This is a genomic window from Streptomyces sp. NBC_00568, from assembly GCF_026341855.1.
Lineage (GTDB): Bacteria > Actinomycetota > Actinomycetes > Streptomycetales > Streptomycetaceae > Streptomyces.
In genome coordinates this window covers 3375271-3390805 of sequence record NZ_JAPENW010000001.1, presented here as the reverse complement: position 1 = coordinate 3390805, position 15535 = coordinate 3375271, and the positions used below count along the sequence as shown (strand labels likewise).

General features: G+C 72.0%; 14 protein-coding genes. 7 read left to right on the top strand and 7 right to left on the bottom strand.

From position 1 onward, the window contains the following. Window positions 1–62: 62 nt before the first annotated feature. Window positions 63–1286, bottom strand: coding sequence for a DUF2993 domain-containing protein (locus OOK38_RS14785; protein WP_266760201.1), 1224 nt, complete (start codon window positions 1284–1286; stop codon window positions 63–65). A gap of 14 nt (window positions 1287–1300) precedes the next feature. Between OOK38_RS14785 and OOK38_RS14780 the strand changes: the two genes are divergently transcribed. After that, window positions 1301–1519, top strand: a complete 219-nt coding sequence (locus OOK38_RS14780; protein WP_266760202.1) for a hypothetical protein — start codon at window positions 1301–1303, stop codon at window positions 1517–1519. On the opposite strand, the gene OOK38_RS14775 is transcribed toward OOK38_RS14780, so the two are convergent. Beyond that, the gene (locus OOK38_RS14775; protein WP_266760204.1) at window positions 1444–3240 is read right to left on the bottom strand and encodes a bifunctional UDP-sugar hydrolase/5'-nucleotidase; all 1797 of its coding nucleotides are present in this window, start codon (window positions 3238–3240) and stop codon (window positions 1444–1446) included. The genes OOK38_RS14780 and OOK38_RS14775 overlap by 76 nt on opposite strands. Window positions 3241–3699: 459 nt before the next feature. Here OOK38_RS14775 and mshD point away from each other — a divergent pair, with 459 nt between their 5' ends. Further along, entirely contained in the window at window positions 3700–4626 is a 927-nt protein-coding gene (gene mshD, locus OOK38_RS14770) for a mycothiol synthase (protein WP_266760206.1), read from the top strand. A 36-nt stretch (window positions 4627–4662) separates the two neighbouring features. Here mshD and OOK38_RS14765 read toward each other — a convergent pair whose 3' ends face one another. The 5 genes from OOK38_RS14765 to OOK38_RS14745 all read right to left on the bottom strand — a co-directional run bounded on the left by OOK38_RS14765 (window position 4663) and on the right by OOK38_RS14745 (window position 9530). Then, the gene (locus OOK38_RS14765) at window positions 4663–5304 is read right to left on the bottom strand and encodes an ABC transporter (RefSeq protein WP_266760208.1); all 642 of its coding nucleotides are present in this window, start codon (window positions 5302–5304) and stop codon (window positions 4663–4665) included. A gap of 350 nt (window positions 5305–5654) precedes the next feature. Beyond that, window positions 5655–7226, bottom strand: coding sequence for an ABC transporter permease (locus OOK38_RS14760; RefSeq protein WP_266760210.1), 1572 nt, complete (start codon window positions 7224–7226; stop codon window positions 5655–5657). Next, window positions 7223–8083 (bottom strand): ABC transporter ATP-binding protein, encoded by an 861-nt coding sequence (locus tag OOK38_RS14755; RefSeq protein WP_266760212.1) that lies wholly within the window; start codon window positions 8081–8083, stop codon window positions 7223–7225. Before OOK38_RS14755 ends, OOK38_RS14760 begins: the two co-directional genes overlap by 4 nt. After that, window positions 8080–8991 carry a zf-HC2 domain-containing protein gene (locus tag OOK38_RS14750; RefSeq protein ID WP_266760214.1) on the bottom strand — a complete coding sequence of 304 codons (912 nt, stop codon included), beginning with the start codon at window positions 8989–8991 and terminating at the stop codon, window positions 8080–8082. Before OOK38_RS14750 ends, OOK38_RS14755 begins: the two co-directional genes overlap by 4 nt. Then, window positions 8988–9530 (bottom strand): RNA polymerase sigma factor, encoded by a 543-nt coding sequence (locus OOK38_RS14745; protein WP_266760215.1) that lies wholly within the window; start codon window positions 9528–9530, stop codon window positions 8988–8990. The genes OOK38_RS14750 and OOK38_RS14745 overlap by 4 nt, the downstream gene beginning before the upstream one ends. 189 nt (window positions 9531–9719) lie before the next feature. Between OOK38_RS14745 and OOK38_RS14740 the strand changes: the two genes are divergently transcribed. The 5 genes from OOK38_RS14740 (at window position 9720) to OOK38_RS14720 (ending at window position 15489) form a co-directional block, all read left to right on the top strand. Beyond that, window positions 9720–10106, top strand: a complete 387-nt coding sequence (locus OOK38_RS14740; RefSeq protein ID WP_266765751.1) for a GntR family transcriptional regulator — start codon at window positions 9720–9722, stop codon at window positions 10104–10106. Beyond that, on the top strand, window positions 10103–11026 hold the full coding sequence (locus OOK38_RS14735) for an ABC transporter ATP-binding protein (protein WP_266760216.1): 924 nt from the start codon (window positions 10103–10105) through the stop codon (window positions 11024–11026). Before OOK38_RS14740 ends, OOK38_RS14735 begins: the two co-directional genes overlap by 4 nt. Next, window positions 11023–11976 carry a hypothetical protein gene (locus tag OOK38_RS14730; protein ID WP_266760218.1) on the top strand — a complete coding sequence of 318 codons (954 nt, stop codon included), beginning with the start codon at window positions 11023–11025 and terminating at the stop codon, window positions 11974–11976. The genes OOK38_RS14735 and OOK38_RS14730 overlap by 4 nt, the downstream gene beginning before the upstream one ends. Further along, a complete protein-coding gene (locus tag OOK38_RS14725; protein ID WP_266760220.1) occupies window positions 11973–12941 on the top strand; it encodes a hypothetical protein in 969 nt (322 codons plus the stop codon). Before OOK38_RS14730 ends, OOK38_RS14725 begins: the two co-directional genes overlap by 4 nt. 316 nt (window positions 12942–13257) lie before the next feature. Further along, window positions 13258–15489, top strand: a complete 2232-nt coding sequence (locus OOK38_RS14720; RefSeq protein ID WP_266760221.1) for an RNA degradosome polyphosphate kinase — start codon at window positions 13258–13260, stop codon at window positions 15487–15489. Window positions 15490–15535 lie beyond the last annotated feature (46 nt).

The window sequence follows — 15535 nt, the reverse complement described above, 5'->3', positions numbered from 1 at the left end:
ACCGAACTCACCTGGAATTTACCGAGGTAATTGCCAGGGTCATTGAATTCATGAGCTCCCGGTCAGCGCCCGAGCCGCAGGTCCGCGCCCGACACCTCGACCCGTATCCCGTCCCGCTCCACCCGTACGTCCCGCAGCCGGACCGCACCGTCCGCCGGACGCGGCAGCCGGAATCCCAGCGAGAGCCGGTCGGCGAGAACGGGGCGGGTGAGACGGGTCAGGTCCTTGAGCAGGGTCGGGTCGAAGCCCAGCCGCCGAAGGAGCTCCGGGTGGGCCACCGCCACGTCGAGAAGGTTCAGCCGCATCGCCCGGTGGACGAAGGCGGGCGCTCCCGTCAGGGACTTGAGCTTCGTGTCGTCGCGCAGCGCCTCGCGCACCGCCGCGTCGGGCACGCCGAGCCTGCGGACGATCGACGGGACGGAGAGGAGGGCCCGCGCCTTCGCGGTCTCCTCTCCGAGCCGGGCGGCCGTGGGCCGGGTGAGGTGGAGGCCTTCCGAGGCGCGCACGCCGGGGCGGTAGGTCGCCAAGTCGCCGATGTCCAGGCGCATTCCGCCGATGCGGGTGGAGATGCCGCGGGCGCCGTCACGCCGGATGCGCGCGTCGGCCCTGAGCGACAGATCGTGTCCGGCGACGGGCAGTGTGCCGCGCGCCCGCACCCGGTCGCGGCCGTGTCCGGTGAACGTCACCTGCGACGCGCCCAGTTCACGGTTCAGGTCGTCGAAGGAGAGCAGCACCTCACCGTGCAGCCGGGGGATACGGGCGCCGCGCACGCTGGTAGGGCCGTCGCCGTCGAGCCGTACGTCCGTCGCCGTGGCCGACACCTTCGCCAGGGAGACCCGGTCGGCGGCCACGTCGGGCACGGTCACCTTCACGGAGTCCAGCCGGCCGCGGGCGAGCTGAGTGAGGAAGGGGAAGCCCCCGATCTCGACCTCGGGCGCGGCGGTCAGACGCAGCTGGTCCTTGACCCGGTCCGCCGCCCGGTGTTCGGCGTACAGCAGCGCCCAGCGATCGGCGAGAGCGAGGAACGCGGCGAGGGACAGGACGAACGCGGTCGCCTTCACCGCGAACGGAAGTCCGGCGAGGCGTTTGCGGCGGCGCCTGCCGCCGCGGCGGTGGTTGGGCGGGGACCAGCCGTCGTCCGGTTCTTCCGTCGGCTCGCGCGACGGCTCGTCCGGCGGCCGGTCCTCGCGGAGGAACTCCTCCAACGGCCCTACGTCATCGAGGGCGCCCAGTTCTTCGTACGGGTTCGGACAGGGATGCGTTGTTATGCGGTGGGGGGTACGCATCGTCTCATCCGACCATGCGCACCGCCCCTGCCCGCAACCGCTACCGCCCGTATGCGATCAACTTCACGGTCCGCTTCACGGTCCGCGTCACCTTCCGCTTCACGGTCCGCGTCCCGATCCGCGTCGCCTTCGGCGGATCGGGACGCGGCGCCGGCGGCTACTTGACGACCGTGATCCGGTTCGCCGTCGGCACCGGGTACGGCGTGGTGGCCGAGGAGTTGGCCGTCAGGTAGGCCTCCAGGGCCGCCAGGTCGTCGCTGCCGACACGGACGTTGGCGCCCTTGCCGAGCTCGGCGAAGCCGTCGCCGCCGCCCGCGAGGAAGGAGTTCATCGCGACGCGGTAGGTGGCGGCCGGATCGATCGCCGTGCCGTTGAGCTTGACCGAGTCGGCCACGACACGCGCCGCGCCGGTCTTGGTCAGGTCGAGCGTGTAGGTGAGGCCCTTGGAGATCTGGAGGATCTTCGGGGCGGCCTCGTTGGAGCCGCTGACCTGCTGCTGGAGTGCGGTGACGACCTGGGCGCCGGTGAGGTCGACCAGGTTGACGGTGTTGGCGAAGGGCTGGACCGTGTACGCCTCCCCGAAGGTCACCACCCCGTCGCCCTCACCGCCGCTCGCCGCGTACGTGAGCCCGGCGCGGATGCCGCCCGGGTTCATCACCGCGAGGTCGGCCTCGGCGTCGACCGACTTGGCGTACGCGAGCTGCGCGTCGGCGATGAGGTCGCCCATCGGGGACTCGGTCCCCGTGTTGCCGATCTCGCCCGCGATGTAGCCGATGGGACGCGAGGCGACCGGCGCGGAGAGCGTCTTCCACTTGGTGATGAGCGACGTCATGTCGGCGGCCTTCGCGACGTCACGGGTGACCACGTGGTTCGCGGACTTCACCGCCGTACGGGCGATGTCGCCGGTCCAGCGGTCGTACGTCAGCGTGGTGTCCGTGTAGAGCCGGCCGAAGGAGGAGGCCGAGGTGACCATGCGGGGCTTGCCCGCCGGGTCGGGGATGGTGCACGCGTACGCCTGGTGGGTGTGGCCGGTGACGAGCGCGTCGACGGCCGGCGTGACGTTCTTGGCGATGTCCACGATCGGCCCGGAGATGCCGTCACCGGCGCCGGGGCTGTCGCAGTCGTAGTTGTACGCCGTCGACGCGGGCGAACCGCCCTCGTGGATCAGCGCGACGATCGACTTCACGCCCTGGCGCTGGAGCTCCTTGGCGTACTTGTTGATCGTCTCGACCTCGTCGCCGAACTTCAGGCCCTTGACGCCCTCGGCGGAGACGATGTTCGGCGTGCCCTCCAGCGTGACGCCGATGAAGCCGACCTTGACGCCGTTCTTCTTCCACACCCAGTAGGGCTTGAGGATCGGCTTCTTGGTCTTCTCGTCGGTGACGTTCGCCGCGAGGTAGGGGAAGTCGGCGCCGCCGAACTCCTCGCCGCCGTAACAGCCGTCCGTCGGGTGGCAGCCGCCCTTCTGGAGCCGGGCCAGCTCCTTGGCGCCCTCGTCGAACTCGTGGTTGCCGACCGAAGTGACATCGAGGTCGAGGCCGTTGAGCGCCTCGATCGTGGGCTCGTCGTGGAAGAGACCGGAGATCAGCGGGGAGGCGCCGACCATGTCACCGGCGGCCGCGGTGATCGAGTACTTGTTGTTCTGGCGGGCGTTGCGCAGATGCGTGGCCAGGTACTCGACGCCACCGGCGTCGATGGTCTTCGTCGTACCGTCCGCCGCCAGCTCCGTGACCCGCCCGGAGGAACCGGTCGGCGGCTCCAGGTTGCCGTGCAGATCGTTGAAGGACAGCAGCTGGACGTCCTGGTAGCGGCCGCTGCCGTGGTGGTGCAGCGGAGTCGCCTTGTCCTGGTGCGCGCTCGCGGGCATCGCCGCAGCCAGCGCACCGACGGTGGCGAGGCCGGCGGCTGCCGCGAGGAGGCGGTGCGTGCGTCTGTGCCGGAACGTGGGCGGCATGGTTCCCCCTGGAGAACGGTGAGATGCGAGAGCGGTGTGACGTGTGCGAGCCGAGCGGGTGGTGCGTGCGGTGCGGGCTGTCGGGCCCCGCGGGTGACGCCTGCTCTGCGGGACTCGCGGGTGGTGCGGGCTGTGCGAACTGCCGGCCCCGCACGCGGTGCGTGGTGTGCGGGCCCCGCAGGTGGTGCGGGTTGCGCGGGCTGTGCGTACCGCCGGTCCCGCACATGACGCGTGCCGTGCGAACCGTGCGGGCCGAGTGACAGCCGTGGCTTTTGCACGCACTTTAGAATCAACGCGCGTAGCGCAACAGGGGGTTCGGGGTTACGGAGTGATTGCCATCGCCTCACCGGAGACCGACGAGCACGTCATCGCTCTCCCGGCCTCTCCCTCTCCGCCACGATCCACGTCCACCCCGCCCAACTCCTTGTCCGCCCATCACCGAGCCGTACCCTCGTATCCATGACCAGCGACGACGCGGCACCCTTCGCCCTCTCCCGCTCCATCGAGACCTACTCCGCGCTCACCCCGGATCAGGCCGACGACGTGCTCCGGCTGCTCTCGGAGGCCGCTCGGACCGACGGGCAGCAGGCGGTGTCCGAGCAGGGGCGGCTCCAGCTGAAGGGCGGGAGCCGTGACGGCGTCCGGCATCTGCTGCTGACCCTCGGCGACGAACTGGTCGGCTACGCACAGCTGGAGGACACCGACCCGGTCGAGGCCCCGGCCGCCGAGCTGGTCGTCCACCCGGCGCACCGCGGGCACGGGCACGGACGGGCGCTCGGCTCGGCCATGCTCCACGAGTCCGGGAAGCGGCTGCGGGTGTGGGCGCACGGCGGGCACTCCGCCGCCCGGCATCTCGCCCAGGTCCTCGGCCTCACCCTCTTCCGCGAACTGCGCCAGATGCGACGCCCGTTGGAGGGTCTCGACCTGCCCGAACCGAAGCTGCCGGATGGGGTGACCGTCCGGACCTTCGTGCCGGGACAGGACGACGCCGCCTGGCTCGCCGTGAACGCCGCGGCCTTCGCCCACCACCCCGAGCAGGGCTCCCTCACCCAGCGCGATCTGGACGACCGGACGGCCGAGCCGTGGTTCGACCCGGCCGGCTTCTTCCTCGCCTTCCGTGGCGACGAACTCGTCGGCTTCCACTGGACCAAGGTCCACGCCGAGGAGGGGCTCGGTGAGGTGTACGTCCTCGGTGTGCGCCCCGGCTCCCAGGGCGGCGGCCTCGGCAAGGCGCTGACCACGATCGGACTGCGCCACCTCGCCGCGCAGCGGATGCCCACCGCGATGCTCTACGTGGACGCCGACAACAAGGCCGCGGTCACCGTCTACGAGCGTCTCGGCTTCGTCACCCACGAGACGGACCTGATGTACCGAACGGAGTCCTGACCGCCCGCCGCGCGAGCGCCGCCCCGGGAGCCGAAGTCAGCGGTGGGCAAGGAGGGTTGTCCGGCGCCGCCGCAGGGGTTCGGTCAGGGAACACACCCCCGTCAGCGCCGCCACGACCAGCACGCCCGCCCAGCGCCGGTGCGCGTCGCCCCAGTCCGGGTCGGACGTGGCCACGAAGAGCGCCCACCGGTCGGGGAGCAGCAGGGCGGCGGCGAAGGACGCGCCCACGAGTCCGGCGGACACCGCGATGCCCGGCTCGGTGACTTCCGAGTGCCGCACGGCGAGGAGCGCGCCGGCCAGCGCGAGGACGACGAAGGCGGATGCCTCCAGGGTGATCGCGCCCACCGGGGGCCGGCCCTTGTCGGGTATGAGGAGCAGCGCGGCCGTCCACCACGCCGCCGTGAACGGGACGACGAGCCCCACCCGCAGCCCGGTCCGCACCGGACGCCTGGTCGGCACCGCCGCCGTGGTGTGCCGGGCCGGGTCGTCCAGCAGGAAGGCCAGGCCCAGGCCGAAGGCGAGCGCGGCGGCCCGCAGCAGGTTGAGGCAGAGCCACGGGTCGGCCGGAGCGGAGAGCATCCGCGGAGCACCGGCCAGCAGCAGCCCGAGGGCGGCTCCCGTCGCCAGGGACGTGTGGGGCAGGCCCCGCCACACGGGGCGGAGAAGGGCGAGAGCCACGACGTACGCGGACGACCGCCCGGCGACAGGGACGGCACCCGTAGAGCCTGCCGGAGCCGTAGAACCTGCGGAACCGGTAGAACTTGCGGAACCCGTAGAACCTGCGGGGCCGGTAGAGCCTGTGGGACCGGAACCCGTAGAGCCTGTGGGACCGGGAGAGCCTGTGGGACCGGAACCCGTAGAACCTGCGGAACCGTTAGAGCCTGCGGGGCCGGTGGGACCCGTGGGATTAGTGGGACCCGTGGGCGATGGGGACGGTATGGCCCCGGCACCGTTCCGGTCCCCCGCGGCGGCCGTCCTCATCCCCGAGGCAACGCCGCCGTCCTCCCCCTTCTCCCCCGCGCTTCCCGCTACTCCCCGCACGATCCGCTCCCCTTGTCCGCCGCGGTCCCCTTGCCTCCGGCCGGCACCCCGAGCAGCTCGGCAACCCGGGCCGTGGACGTCTTCGCCGATGTCAGCTCCGTCCAGTGGGCCTTCACCTTGGCGGCGACGCCGTAGTGCGGCTTCTGGAGCAACTCGCGGACCACCGTGGTCTGCTGGGCCGACATGGAGACGGGTTCCGTGGGGGTCAGCGCGATGGCGGAGCCCTCGATGCTGTCGTCGAGCCGGACGCTGCGGAGGGACTTCATCGGGTCCGGCAGTGTGCTGAGCGCCAGCCACATGGTGGTCACCACGCGGGCGTCGCACATCTCACCGGCGCGGTTCTGGTCGCCCGCGACCAGAACCGAGGCGACGCCGACGGCGAACTCGGGAAGGCGGTTGCCGCCCCAGCGCGTGCCGACCGTCACGGCGCCCGGCGTGGTGGACGCGGGGATCGCGGCGTCGCTCTGGAGGCCGTACCGGGCGTCGATCACCTGGCGCACGGTCAGCGGCCGGCCTCCGGCCGAACCCCCCGCGCGGGACTGGATGCGGTCGACGGCCTCCGCCCAGTCGGCGGTGCGGCCGGCCCACTCCGGGTAGGCGCAGTACGTGGACCGTCCGTGCCGGACGCAGGTCTGCACCTTCTCCGGGGTCGCGGACGCCTTGGTGCGGGCCGCGATCAGTGAGGCCGGCTCGTCGGGGGACTGTCCCACCACGCCGACGGCCGTCACCGCGAGGGCGACCACGGTCATCGCCTGGACCAGGCGTGTCCGGCCACCGCTCACCAGTACGGCGAGGCACAGCAGCAGGACCGCGAGGCCCGTCAGATAGAGCGCGTGCCAGGCGGCCGGGCGGCCCAGCAGCTCGGAGGGGAAGGGGTCGGCGCCCGCGTCGGAGATGACCGGTCCGAGCCAGCGCACCCAGTGCGTTCCCTGCGTGGACGCGGAGACCATGGCGGTGAGGGCGTAGGCGCCGATCACGAAGGGCGGTGCGATGAACCCGACCGGGATCAGCCGGGCGAGCAGGACGCCGAGGACACCGGACAGGAGGATCACCAAGGGGCCCACGGCCAGTTCGGCGGGTGAGCCGTGGCCGACGGCACCCGGCTTCAGCGCCGACCAGGTGAACTGGAAGCCGACGACCAGTGCGGTGATCGCGACGAACGGCAGCACGGACAGCGCGTGCGCGACCGTACGCCGCCACGCCTCCATGGGCAGGACGTCGAAGTGCCGGTCGGTGGACTGCCGGCGGGAGCGCAGCACCGCGCGGTTCACACCGACGAACAGGGCGATGCCGAGGAGTATGGGGACTTCCTGCGTGGACCGGTCGACGTCCTGGAGGACCGGGAAGTCGTCCATGCCCTCGCTGCCGGAGAACAGCGTCCAGCCGGTGTAGCCGACGTACAGCGCGAGGAAGACCAGGATCGGGATCTGGAGCAGCAGTTCGCGTGCTTCGAAGCGGGCGAGAGCCAGGACCGCGCCGGCCCGGGATTCCCGGCCCCGCGCAGGCGGCTCCACCCCCGTGGGAGCCGCCTGCGCGATCGTGCCCGTGGTGGCGCTCATGCCGCCACCTCCGCGGACTCGCCGTCGAGAGTGAGCAAGTAGCCGTCTTCCAGGGTTGGTTCGAGCAGTTCCGCGCCCTGGGGCGGGTCGCCGACATTGCGGAAGGCGCCCGTGCCCGTACGCCATCCGGCTCTGGCGGCCGGATCGCGCTCCGTGCTGCTCCACACCCGGCCGGCCGCGCGTTCTGTCAGCTCGGCGGGGGTGCCCTCGAAGCGGACGCGGCCCGAGGCCATGACGATCACCTGGTGGCAGAGCATCGCCACGTCCTCGGTCTGGTGGGTGGAGAGCAGGACGGTGCGGCCTTCTCCGGCCTGGGCGATCAGCTCCCGGAAGCGCATGCGCTGCTCGGGGTCGAGGCCGACGGTCGGCTCGTCGAGGACCAGGAAGCCGGGGTCTCCGACGAGCGCGGCGGCCAGCGCGACTCGCTGGCGCATACCGCCGGACAGCCGCTTGATGCGCTTGCCGCGCACATCGGAGAGGGCGACGGCCTCCAGCACCCGGCGCACCTCGCGGTGCCGGGCGGTGCGGTCCGTGAGCTCCTTGAGGATCGCCACGTAATCGACGAACTCGAAGGCCGAGAAGTCCTGGTGGAACCCTGGGGTCTGCGGCAGGTAGCCCAGCGAGCGACGCACGTCCATGCGTCCGGCGGTGGTGCCAGGGTCGTGTCCGAGGACGGTGAAGGAGCCCCGGTCGGCGGGCACGGCGGTGGCGAGCACCCGCAACAGGGTGGTCTTTCCGGCGCCGTTGGGCCCGAGGAGTCCGGTGACTCCCTCGCCGAGGCGGACGGAGACGTCGTCGAGGGCGAGCGTCCCCCCGAAGCGGAGGGTCAGCCCGGAGGCGGAGACGGTGGGGATCATGCGGCATTCCTGTCGGTGAAGTCGGTGAGCGGGAGGCGCGACGCGTCGAACCGGTCCCGCGCGAGGTAGAGGAGTCCGGCGGCCAGTGCGGCGACGGCCCCGGCGACGCCCTGCCCGGCCACGGTGAACGGGGCGAGTGTGGCGTCGGGCTCCGTGGTCGCGCGGGCCGCGGCCAGCAGGGCGATCCAGCCGCCGCCGACCAGGGAGGGGGCGAGGACGGGGCCGAGCCGGGAGGCGAGCGCGAGGCCGGTCGCGGTGAGGGCCAGAGCCGGCAGCAGCCAGGCCAGGGCGTGCAGGCCGTAGGTGGGGAGGGCGAGGGTCGCGAGGCCGTTGAGCCCCAAACCCACGACGAGAACCGCGACCGTGCGGATCATCAGGAGCCGGAAGCCGTGCATGGGGGAGACGACCGCCATCTCGTAGGTCGGGTCGAGCGCCGGACCGTAGGACAGGGCGACCCCGGCGAGCGGGAGCAGCGGCGCGAGGGCCAGGAAGAGGATGGGGGTGCTCGCGACCTGCACCGCGTTGGCCGCGGCCACGGTCATGGCGAGCACGGCGGCGACCGCGCCCAGCCAGGAACGGCGCAGGACGGGGGCGGCGGCCAGCAGCCGCGCCGTGTGGTCGGCGACGCCGAGCCGGACGAGCAGCCACTCGACCGGGCCCGGACGCGGGGCGTCCAGTTCGGCGTCGAGCCGCTCCCAGCCTGCGTCGAGGGCCGCCGGGTCGCTGAACGCGGCCAGCGTCTCGCGGCACCGCGCGCACGCGGCGAGGTGGGTGTCGGCGGACCACAGGCGGGGCGGCGCCAAGTCGCCCCGCGTATAGGCCCGGAGGTCCTCCTCCGGCACATGCCAGGCCGTACGGCTGTCACCGCTCCTGCCGCTGCCATCGCTTCCGCGACGGTCGTCGCTCATGCCAACGCCTCCCGCAACTGCTTGCGCGCACGCAGTGCCCGCGTCTTGACCGTGCCCGGCGGAATACCGAGCAGGACGGCCGCTTCCCGGGTGCTGAGCCCGTCGATCACCGTGGCCTGGAGAACCGCCCGGAGTTCGGGCGAGAGTCTGGTCAGCGCGCCCGCCAGGTCGCCGTGCTCGACGCCTGCCAGCACGCGCTCCTCGGCCGAGGCCTCGTCGCGGTGCCGGAGCCGGGCCAGCGCGTTCCGGAGCCGGCCGCGCGCGCCGTCGCCGCGCATCGAGTCGACGAGCCGCCGCGAGCCGATACGCCACAGCCAGCCGGCCGGGTCGCCCTCCTCGCGGTAGCGGGCGGTGCCGCGCCAGACCGCGAGGAAGGTCTCCTGGACGACGTCGTCGACGATCCCGGCGTCGGCGCACCGGCCGCGCAGCCGCGCGGTCAGCCATGGCGCGTACCGCCGGTACAGCTCTTCGAAGGCGCGACGGTCCCCGTCCGCTGCGATGGCCCGCAGCAGCTCTCCGTCGCTTCTCGTTTCCCTCACAACCCCTCATCGGACGAGCCCCACCGATCGGTTCACCCATCGGCCAAGAATTTGCGAACGCCGTTCCGTGCCTGGTGGGCGGCCTGATCCACCGTCGGCGCAACACCGTTCGGACGTCCCGCACTTGACGGCGACCACCCCCTTGCACCACCCTTTCACTACTCAATTAGTGAAAGGGTGGTTGTCCGAGTGGTCGCGTACCGCATCGACCGGCGCAGCGGCGTCGCCACCTACGTCCAGATCGTCCAGCAGACCAAGCAGGCCCTGCGTCTCGGCCTCCTCGAACCGGGCGACAAGCTCCCCACGGCCCGCGAGGTCGTGGAAGCCACCGCCATCAATCCGAACACCGTCCTGAAGGCCTACCGCGAACTGGAGCGCGAGGGTCTGGTCGAGGCCAGGCGCGGCCTCGGCACCTTCGTCCGCAGGACACTCGGCGCCGCCCCGGCGGACTCGCCCCTGCGCGAAGACCTCGAGACCTGGGCCCGGAACGCCCGCTCGGCGGGCCTGGACCGCGAGGACGTGGCAGCACTGTTCGGCTCCGTACTGGACGCACATTTCCCGAAGGGGGACCAGTGAGTTCCACCAGCACCACCCGCCCCACCGTCGCCGTCGAGGCGCACGGGCTCACCATGCGCTACGGCCGGCGCTCCGCCGCCGCGCTGGACGACTGCTCGTTCCGCCTCCCGGCCGGGCGGATCAGCGCCCTCGTCGGCCCCAACGGCGCGGGCAAGTCGACGCTGCTGGCGGCGGCGGCCGGACTGCTGCGGCCCGCCGCCGGCACACTCACCGTGCTGGGCGGCAGCCCGGCCGAAGCACGCGAACGGATCGCCTACCTCTCCCAGAGCAAGCCGTTGCACCCCCAGCTCACGATCGCCGAGACCCTGCGTCTGGGCGCCGAACTCAACCCGGCCCGCTGGGACGCCTCGCACGCCGCGGCGATCGTGGAACAGGGCTCGCTCGACCCCGGGGCCAGGGTCAGGGGCCTGTCCGGCGGCCAGCGGACCCGCGTGGCCCTCGCCCTCGCACTGGGCAAGCGGCCCGACCTGATGCTGCTGGACGAACCGATGGCCGACCTGGACCCGCTGGCCCGCCACGAACTGCTGGGCACCCTGATGGCGGACGCCGCCGAACGCGGGACCACGGTGCTGATGTCCTCGCACATCGTCACCGAACTCGCTGACGCCTGCGATCACCTGCTGCTCATGGGCGGCGGACGCATCCGGCTCGGCGGCGGCCTGGACGACCTGCTCCTCGCGCACACGGTGGTGACCGGACGCGGCACCCCCGCGGACCTCGCACCGCACCTCGTCGTCGAGTCCCGCGCCACCGGCCGCGGTCTCACCGCCCTGATACGCAACGACGGGCCGGTGGACGATCACTGGGAGGCGGAGCCACCGTCCCTGGAGGAACTGCTCCTCGCCCATCTGCGCTCCCCCTCGACCCCGGCGCTGCTCACGCCCGGCACGACCGCGACCCCCGCGGAGGTGACCCGATGAGCGCCACCACCCTCACATCCCCCCTGCGCCGCGTTCTGCCCAGGCCGAGCGGCCTGGTCTGGACGGTCCTGCGGCTGCACCGCACCGCCCTGTGGATCTGGACCGCCTTCGTGGTGCTCACCGCCGGCCTGCTGCTGTGGCTGTACGGCCCGGGTGCCACGCACACACAACACCTCCTCGACACCTTCGGCTACGCGGGCGTGCAAGAGGACGCCTGGTCCGCCGGCACCATCGGCTCCCCCTTTTCCGGCGCGTACAACGACCTCTTCTACGACCCGGCCTCCCTGCTCAACCTCGCCTCGTTCGCCGTCGCCGTCTTCGCGGGCGGCTCGCTGATCGCCCGCGAGCTGGAGAACGGCACCGCCCGGCTGGCCTGGACCCAGTCCGTCACCCCGGCCCGCTGGCTCGCCGCCAAACTGGCGGTGCCCGCGCTGTTCATCACCGTGGGCACAGGCCTGCTGGTCGCGCTGTACCGGATGCTGTGGTCGGCCCACAGCGACCTCCTGCTGGCCGGCATCGGACCGCGCGCCCTGTACTTCGCCCTCGGCCCGGGCACCGTCGCCCTGCCGCTCCTCGGCCTGGCCGTCGGCGTTCTCGCCGGTCTCGTGCTGCGCCGCACCCTGCCCGCCCTCGCCGTCGCCGGTGTCGTCCAGTCCGCAGCGATCGCGTTCCGCGCCAACTCCTGGCCTTTCCAGGGCAGTTACCAGCAGCCCGAGCTGTCCGTACGAAGCCGTGCGATCACCTCCACCGGCGCGGAGATCCGCGACCCGGGCTGCTACCAGAGCCGCCCGTGTCTCGCCCGGCACGATGTCGTCGGCTTCACCCGCGAGTACCTCCCCTCCCCCGACTACTGGCCCCGCCAGCTCCTGGAGACCGGTGTCCTGCTGGCCGTCACCGCGATCGTGGTCGCCATCGCCTTCGGCGTCCTGAGGAGGACGTCCACCTCATGAGCGCCCCGACCCGGCTCCACCCGTCCGGCCCGGCCCCGGACCGCCCCTCCGGCCCCGCCCCGGACCGCCCGTCCGCCCTGGTGGCGTACCGCCCGTCCGGCCTGACCTGGACGGTGCTGCGCCTGCACCGCACGGCCCTGTACGCCTGGGGCGCCGCCCTGCTCATCGCCGCGGCGGCCCTGATCTGGATGCACGCCATCGGTCCCGACGCCCGCGCGGCCGTCGGCGACTGCGCCCCGTCGGACCCCTTTCCGATGGACTGCGGAATCATCACGACCGCCGCGAACAGTGGCTACACCTACGGTCTCGACCTGGTCTCCGGCTGCGTCACCTATCTGATGTTCCCGGTCGCGGTCTGGGCGGGTGCCGCCCTGACCGGCCGCGAGCTGGAGAGCGGCACGGCGCAGCTGGCGTGGACCCAGTCCGTCACCCCGGCACGCTGGCTCGCCACCAGGCTCGCCGTCCCCGCGGTCCTGCTCACGGCGGGCACCACACTGGCGGTTCTGCTCGCCGCGTGGACCCGCCGTGCCGGGAACAGGGAGCTGGTCGGCGACTGGTTCAACACGAACGTCTTCATCTCCTCCGGGCCGGTGGCCGTCGCGTACGCCCTCGCGGGCCTCGCCCTCGGCGCGCTCGCGGGCCTGGTCCTGCGCAGAGCGCTGCCCGCCGCCGCGGCCGCCCTCGCGGCCGTGTTCGTCCTGCACGGCGTGCTGGACACCTTCCGGATGAGCCTGTGGCCCACCGAGACGGTCACCGGACAAGCGCCCCTTCATTTCCCGCGCGGCGCCCTGGTGCTCGAACGCGGTACGGAGCCGAGCGCCGGCGGACGGTCCGGTATCTGGGCCACCTATCAGCCCGAGTCGCACTTCTGGCCCCTCCAGCTCGTGGAGAGCGGCCTGCTCCTGGCCGTCGCCGGGCTCGCGACCGCCGCCGCGTTCACCCTGCTGCGCCGTCGCACTCCGTGACCCGCGGCGGCCACGGCGGGCACGCACCTCACGGGGGTGGGTGTGTACACGGTTCCCGGGCGTGCAGACGTCCGGGAGCCGCCCCCCGATAGCCCGCACGTCATGTCCCCGTAACCATCGATTCAGGTGACCTTGCGACGCTCAGGGAATGCAGCCCGCCGTGCCCGAGCCTTCTCCCCCGCCGGAGAACGAGTCCTCACCGTCGACGGGGAGTGAGCGTACGCCAGCCATGCGGAACGGCAATTTCCGCATCGCCGCGCTGGCCCCCGCCCTCTCCGACGCGCCGGTCTCGCCTTCGGCACGGAAGAATGGGTCCATGAACCAGCCAAGCGCCCAGGCACCCGTGCAGCACCCGCAGCCCTCCGTCGGCTCCATCGCCGCACATCGTCCGCACACCGTCGCGGCCAACGTCTCCGACCTGGAGCCCGACCTCGACGCCGACCTCGACGAGTACGAGGACACCGTGCAGGACGGGATCATGCTGCCGCAAGGCCGGTTCCTGGACCGTGAGCGCAGCTGGCTGGCGTTCAACGAGCGCGTTCTGGAACTCGCGGAGGACCCGAACACACCCCTTCTGGAGCGCGCCAACTTCCTGGCGATCTTCGCCAGCAACCTGGACGAGTTCTTCATGGTCCGGGTGGCCGGCCTGAAGCGCCGTATCGCCACCGGTGTCGCCACCAAGTCCGCGTCGGGCCTCCAGCCCCGCGAGGTCCTGGAGATGATCTGGGCCCGCTCCCGCGAGCTCATGGCCCGGCACGCCGCCTGCTACCAGGAGGACGTCGCCCCCGCGCTCGCGGAGGAGGGCATCCACCTGGTCCGCTGGAGCGAGCTGACCGAGAAGGAGCAGGCCCGCCTGTTCACTCTCTTCCGGCACCAGATCTTCCCGGTGCTGACCCCGCTGGCGGTCGACCCCGCGCACCCCTTCCCGTACATCTCGGGCCTGTCCCTGAACCTCGCCGTCGTCGTACGGAACCCGGTCAGCGGCCACCGCCACTTCGCGCGCGTCAAGGTCCCGCCGCTGCTCTCCCGCTTCCTGGAGGCCTCCCCGAACCGCTACGTCCCCATCGAGGACGTGATCGCGGCCCACCTGGAGGAGCTCTTCCCCGGCATGGAGGTGCTGGAGCACCACACCTTCCGCCTCACCCGGAACGAGGACCTGGAGGTCGAGGAGGACGACGCCGAGAACCTGCTCCAGGCCCTGGAGAAGGAGCTCATGCGGCGCCGCTTCGGTCCGCCGGTGCGCCTGGAGGTCGAGGAGTCCATCGACCGGTACGTCCTCGATCTCCTCGTACGCGAACTGAAGATCTCCGAGGCCGAGGTGTACCCGCTGCCGGGTCCCCTGGACCTCACCGGCCTCTTCGGCATAGGAGCCCTGGACCGGCCCGAGCTGAAGTACCCCAAGTTCATCGCGGGCACCCACCGCGATCTCGCGGAGGTCGAGTCGGCGTCCCCGCCCGACATCTTCGCCGCGCTGCGCGAGCGCGACGTCCTGCTGCACCACCCGTACGACTCCTTCTCCACCTCCGTGCAGGCGTTCCTGGAGCAGGCCGCGGCCGACCCGGACGTGCTCGCCATCAAGCAGACGCTCTACCGGACCTCCGGCGACTCGCCGATCGTGGACGCGCTGATAGACGCGGCCGAGTCCGGCAAGCAGGTCCTCGTCCTGGTCGAGATCAAGGCCCGCTTCGACGAGCAGGCCAACATCAAGTGGGCCAGGAAGCTCGAGGAGTCCGGCTGCCACGTGGTGTACGGCCTCGTCGGTCTGAAGACCCACTGCAAGCTGTCGCTCGTGGTCCGGCAGGAGGGCGACACCCTGCGCCGCTACTCCCACGTCGGCACCGGCAACTACCACCCGAAGACCGCCCGGCTGTACGAGGACCTGGGACTGCTCACCGCCGATCCGCAGGTCGGCGCCGACCTCTCCGACCTCTTCAACCGGCTCTCGGGCTACTCGCGCCGCGAGACCTACCGCCGTCTGCTCGTCGCTCCCAAGTCCCTGCGCGACGGCCTGATCGCGCGGATCAACAAGGAAGTCCAGCACCACAACGCCGGGCGTCCCGCCTTCGTCCGCATCAAGGTCAACTCGATGGTGGACGAGGCGCTCATCGACTCGCTGTACCGCGCCTCCCAGGCCGGCGTGCCGGTCGACATCTGGGTGCGCGGAATCTGCGCCGTCCGACCCGGCGTCACGGGCCTGTCCGAGAACATACGGGTCCGCTCCGTCCTCGGCCGCTTCCTGGAGCACTCCCGGGTCTTCACCTTCGGCAACGGCGGCGAACCCGAGGTGTGGATCGGCAGCGCCGACATGATGCACCGCAACCTCGACCGGCGGATCGAGGCCCTGGTCAGGGTCACCGACCCGGCCCACCGGGCAGCCCTCAACCGGCTGCTGGAGACCGGCATGTCCGACACCACGGCCTCCTGGCACCTCGGCCCCGACGGCGAGTGGACCCGACACGCGACCGACGCGGATGGCCAGCCCCTGCGGAACGTCCAGGAGATGCTCATAGACGCCCGGAGGCGCCGGCGTGGCACAGCAGCACCTTGATCCCCCCACCAACTCCGCGGCCGGGACAGGCCCCAGGGCAGCCCCG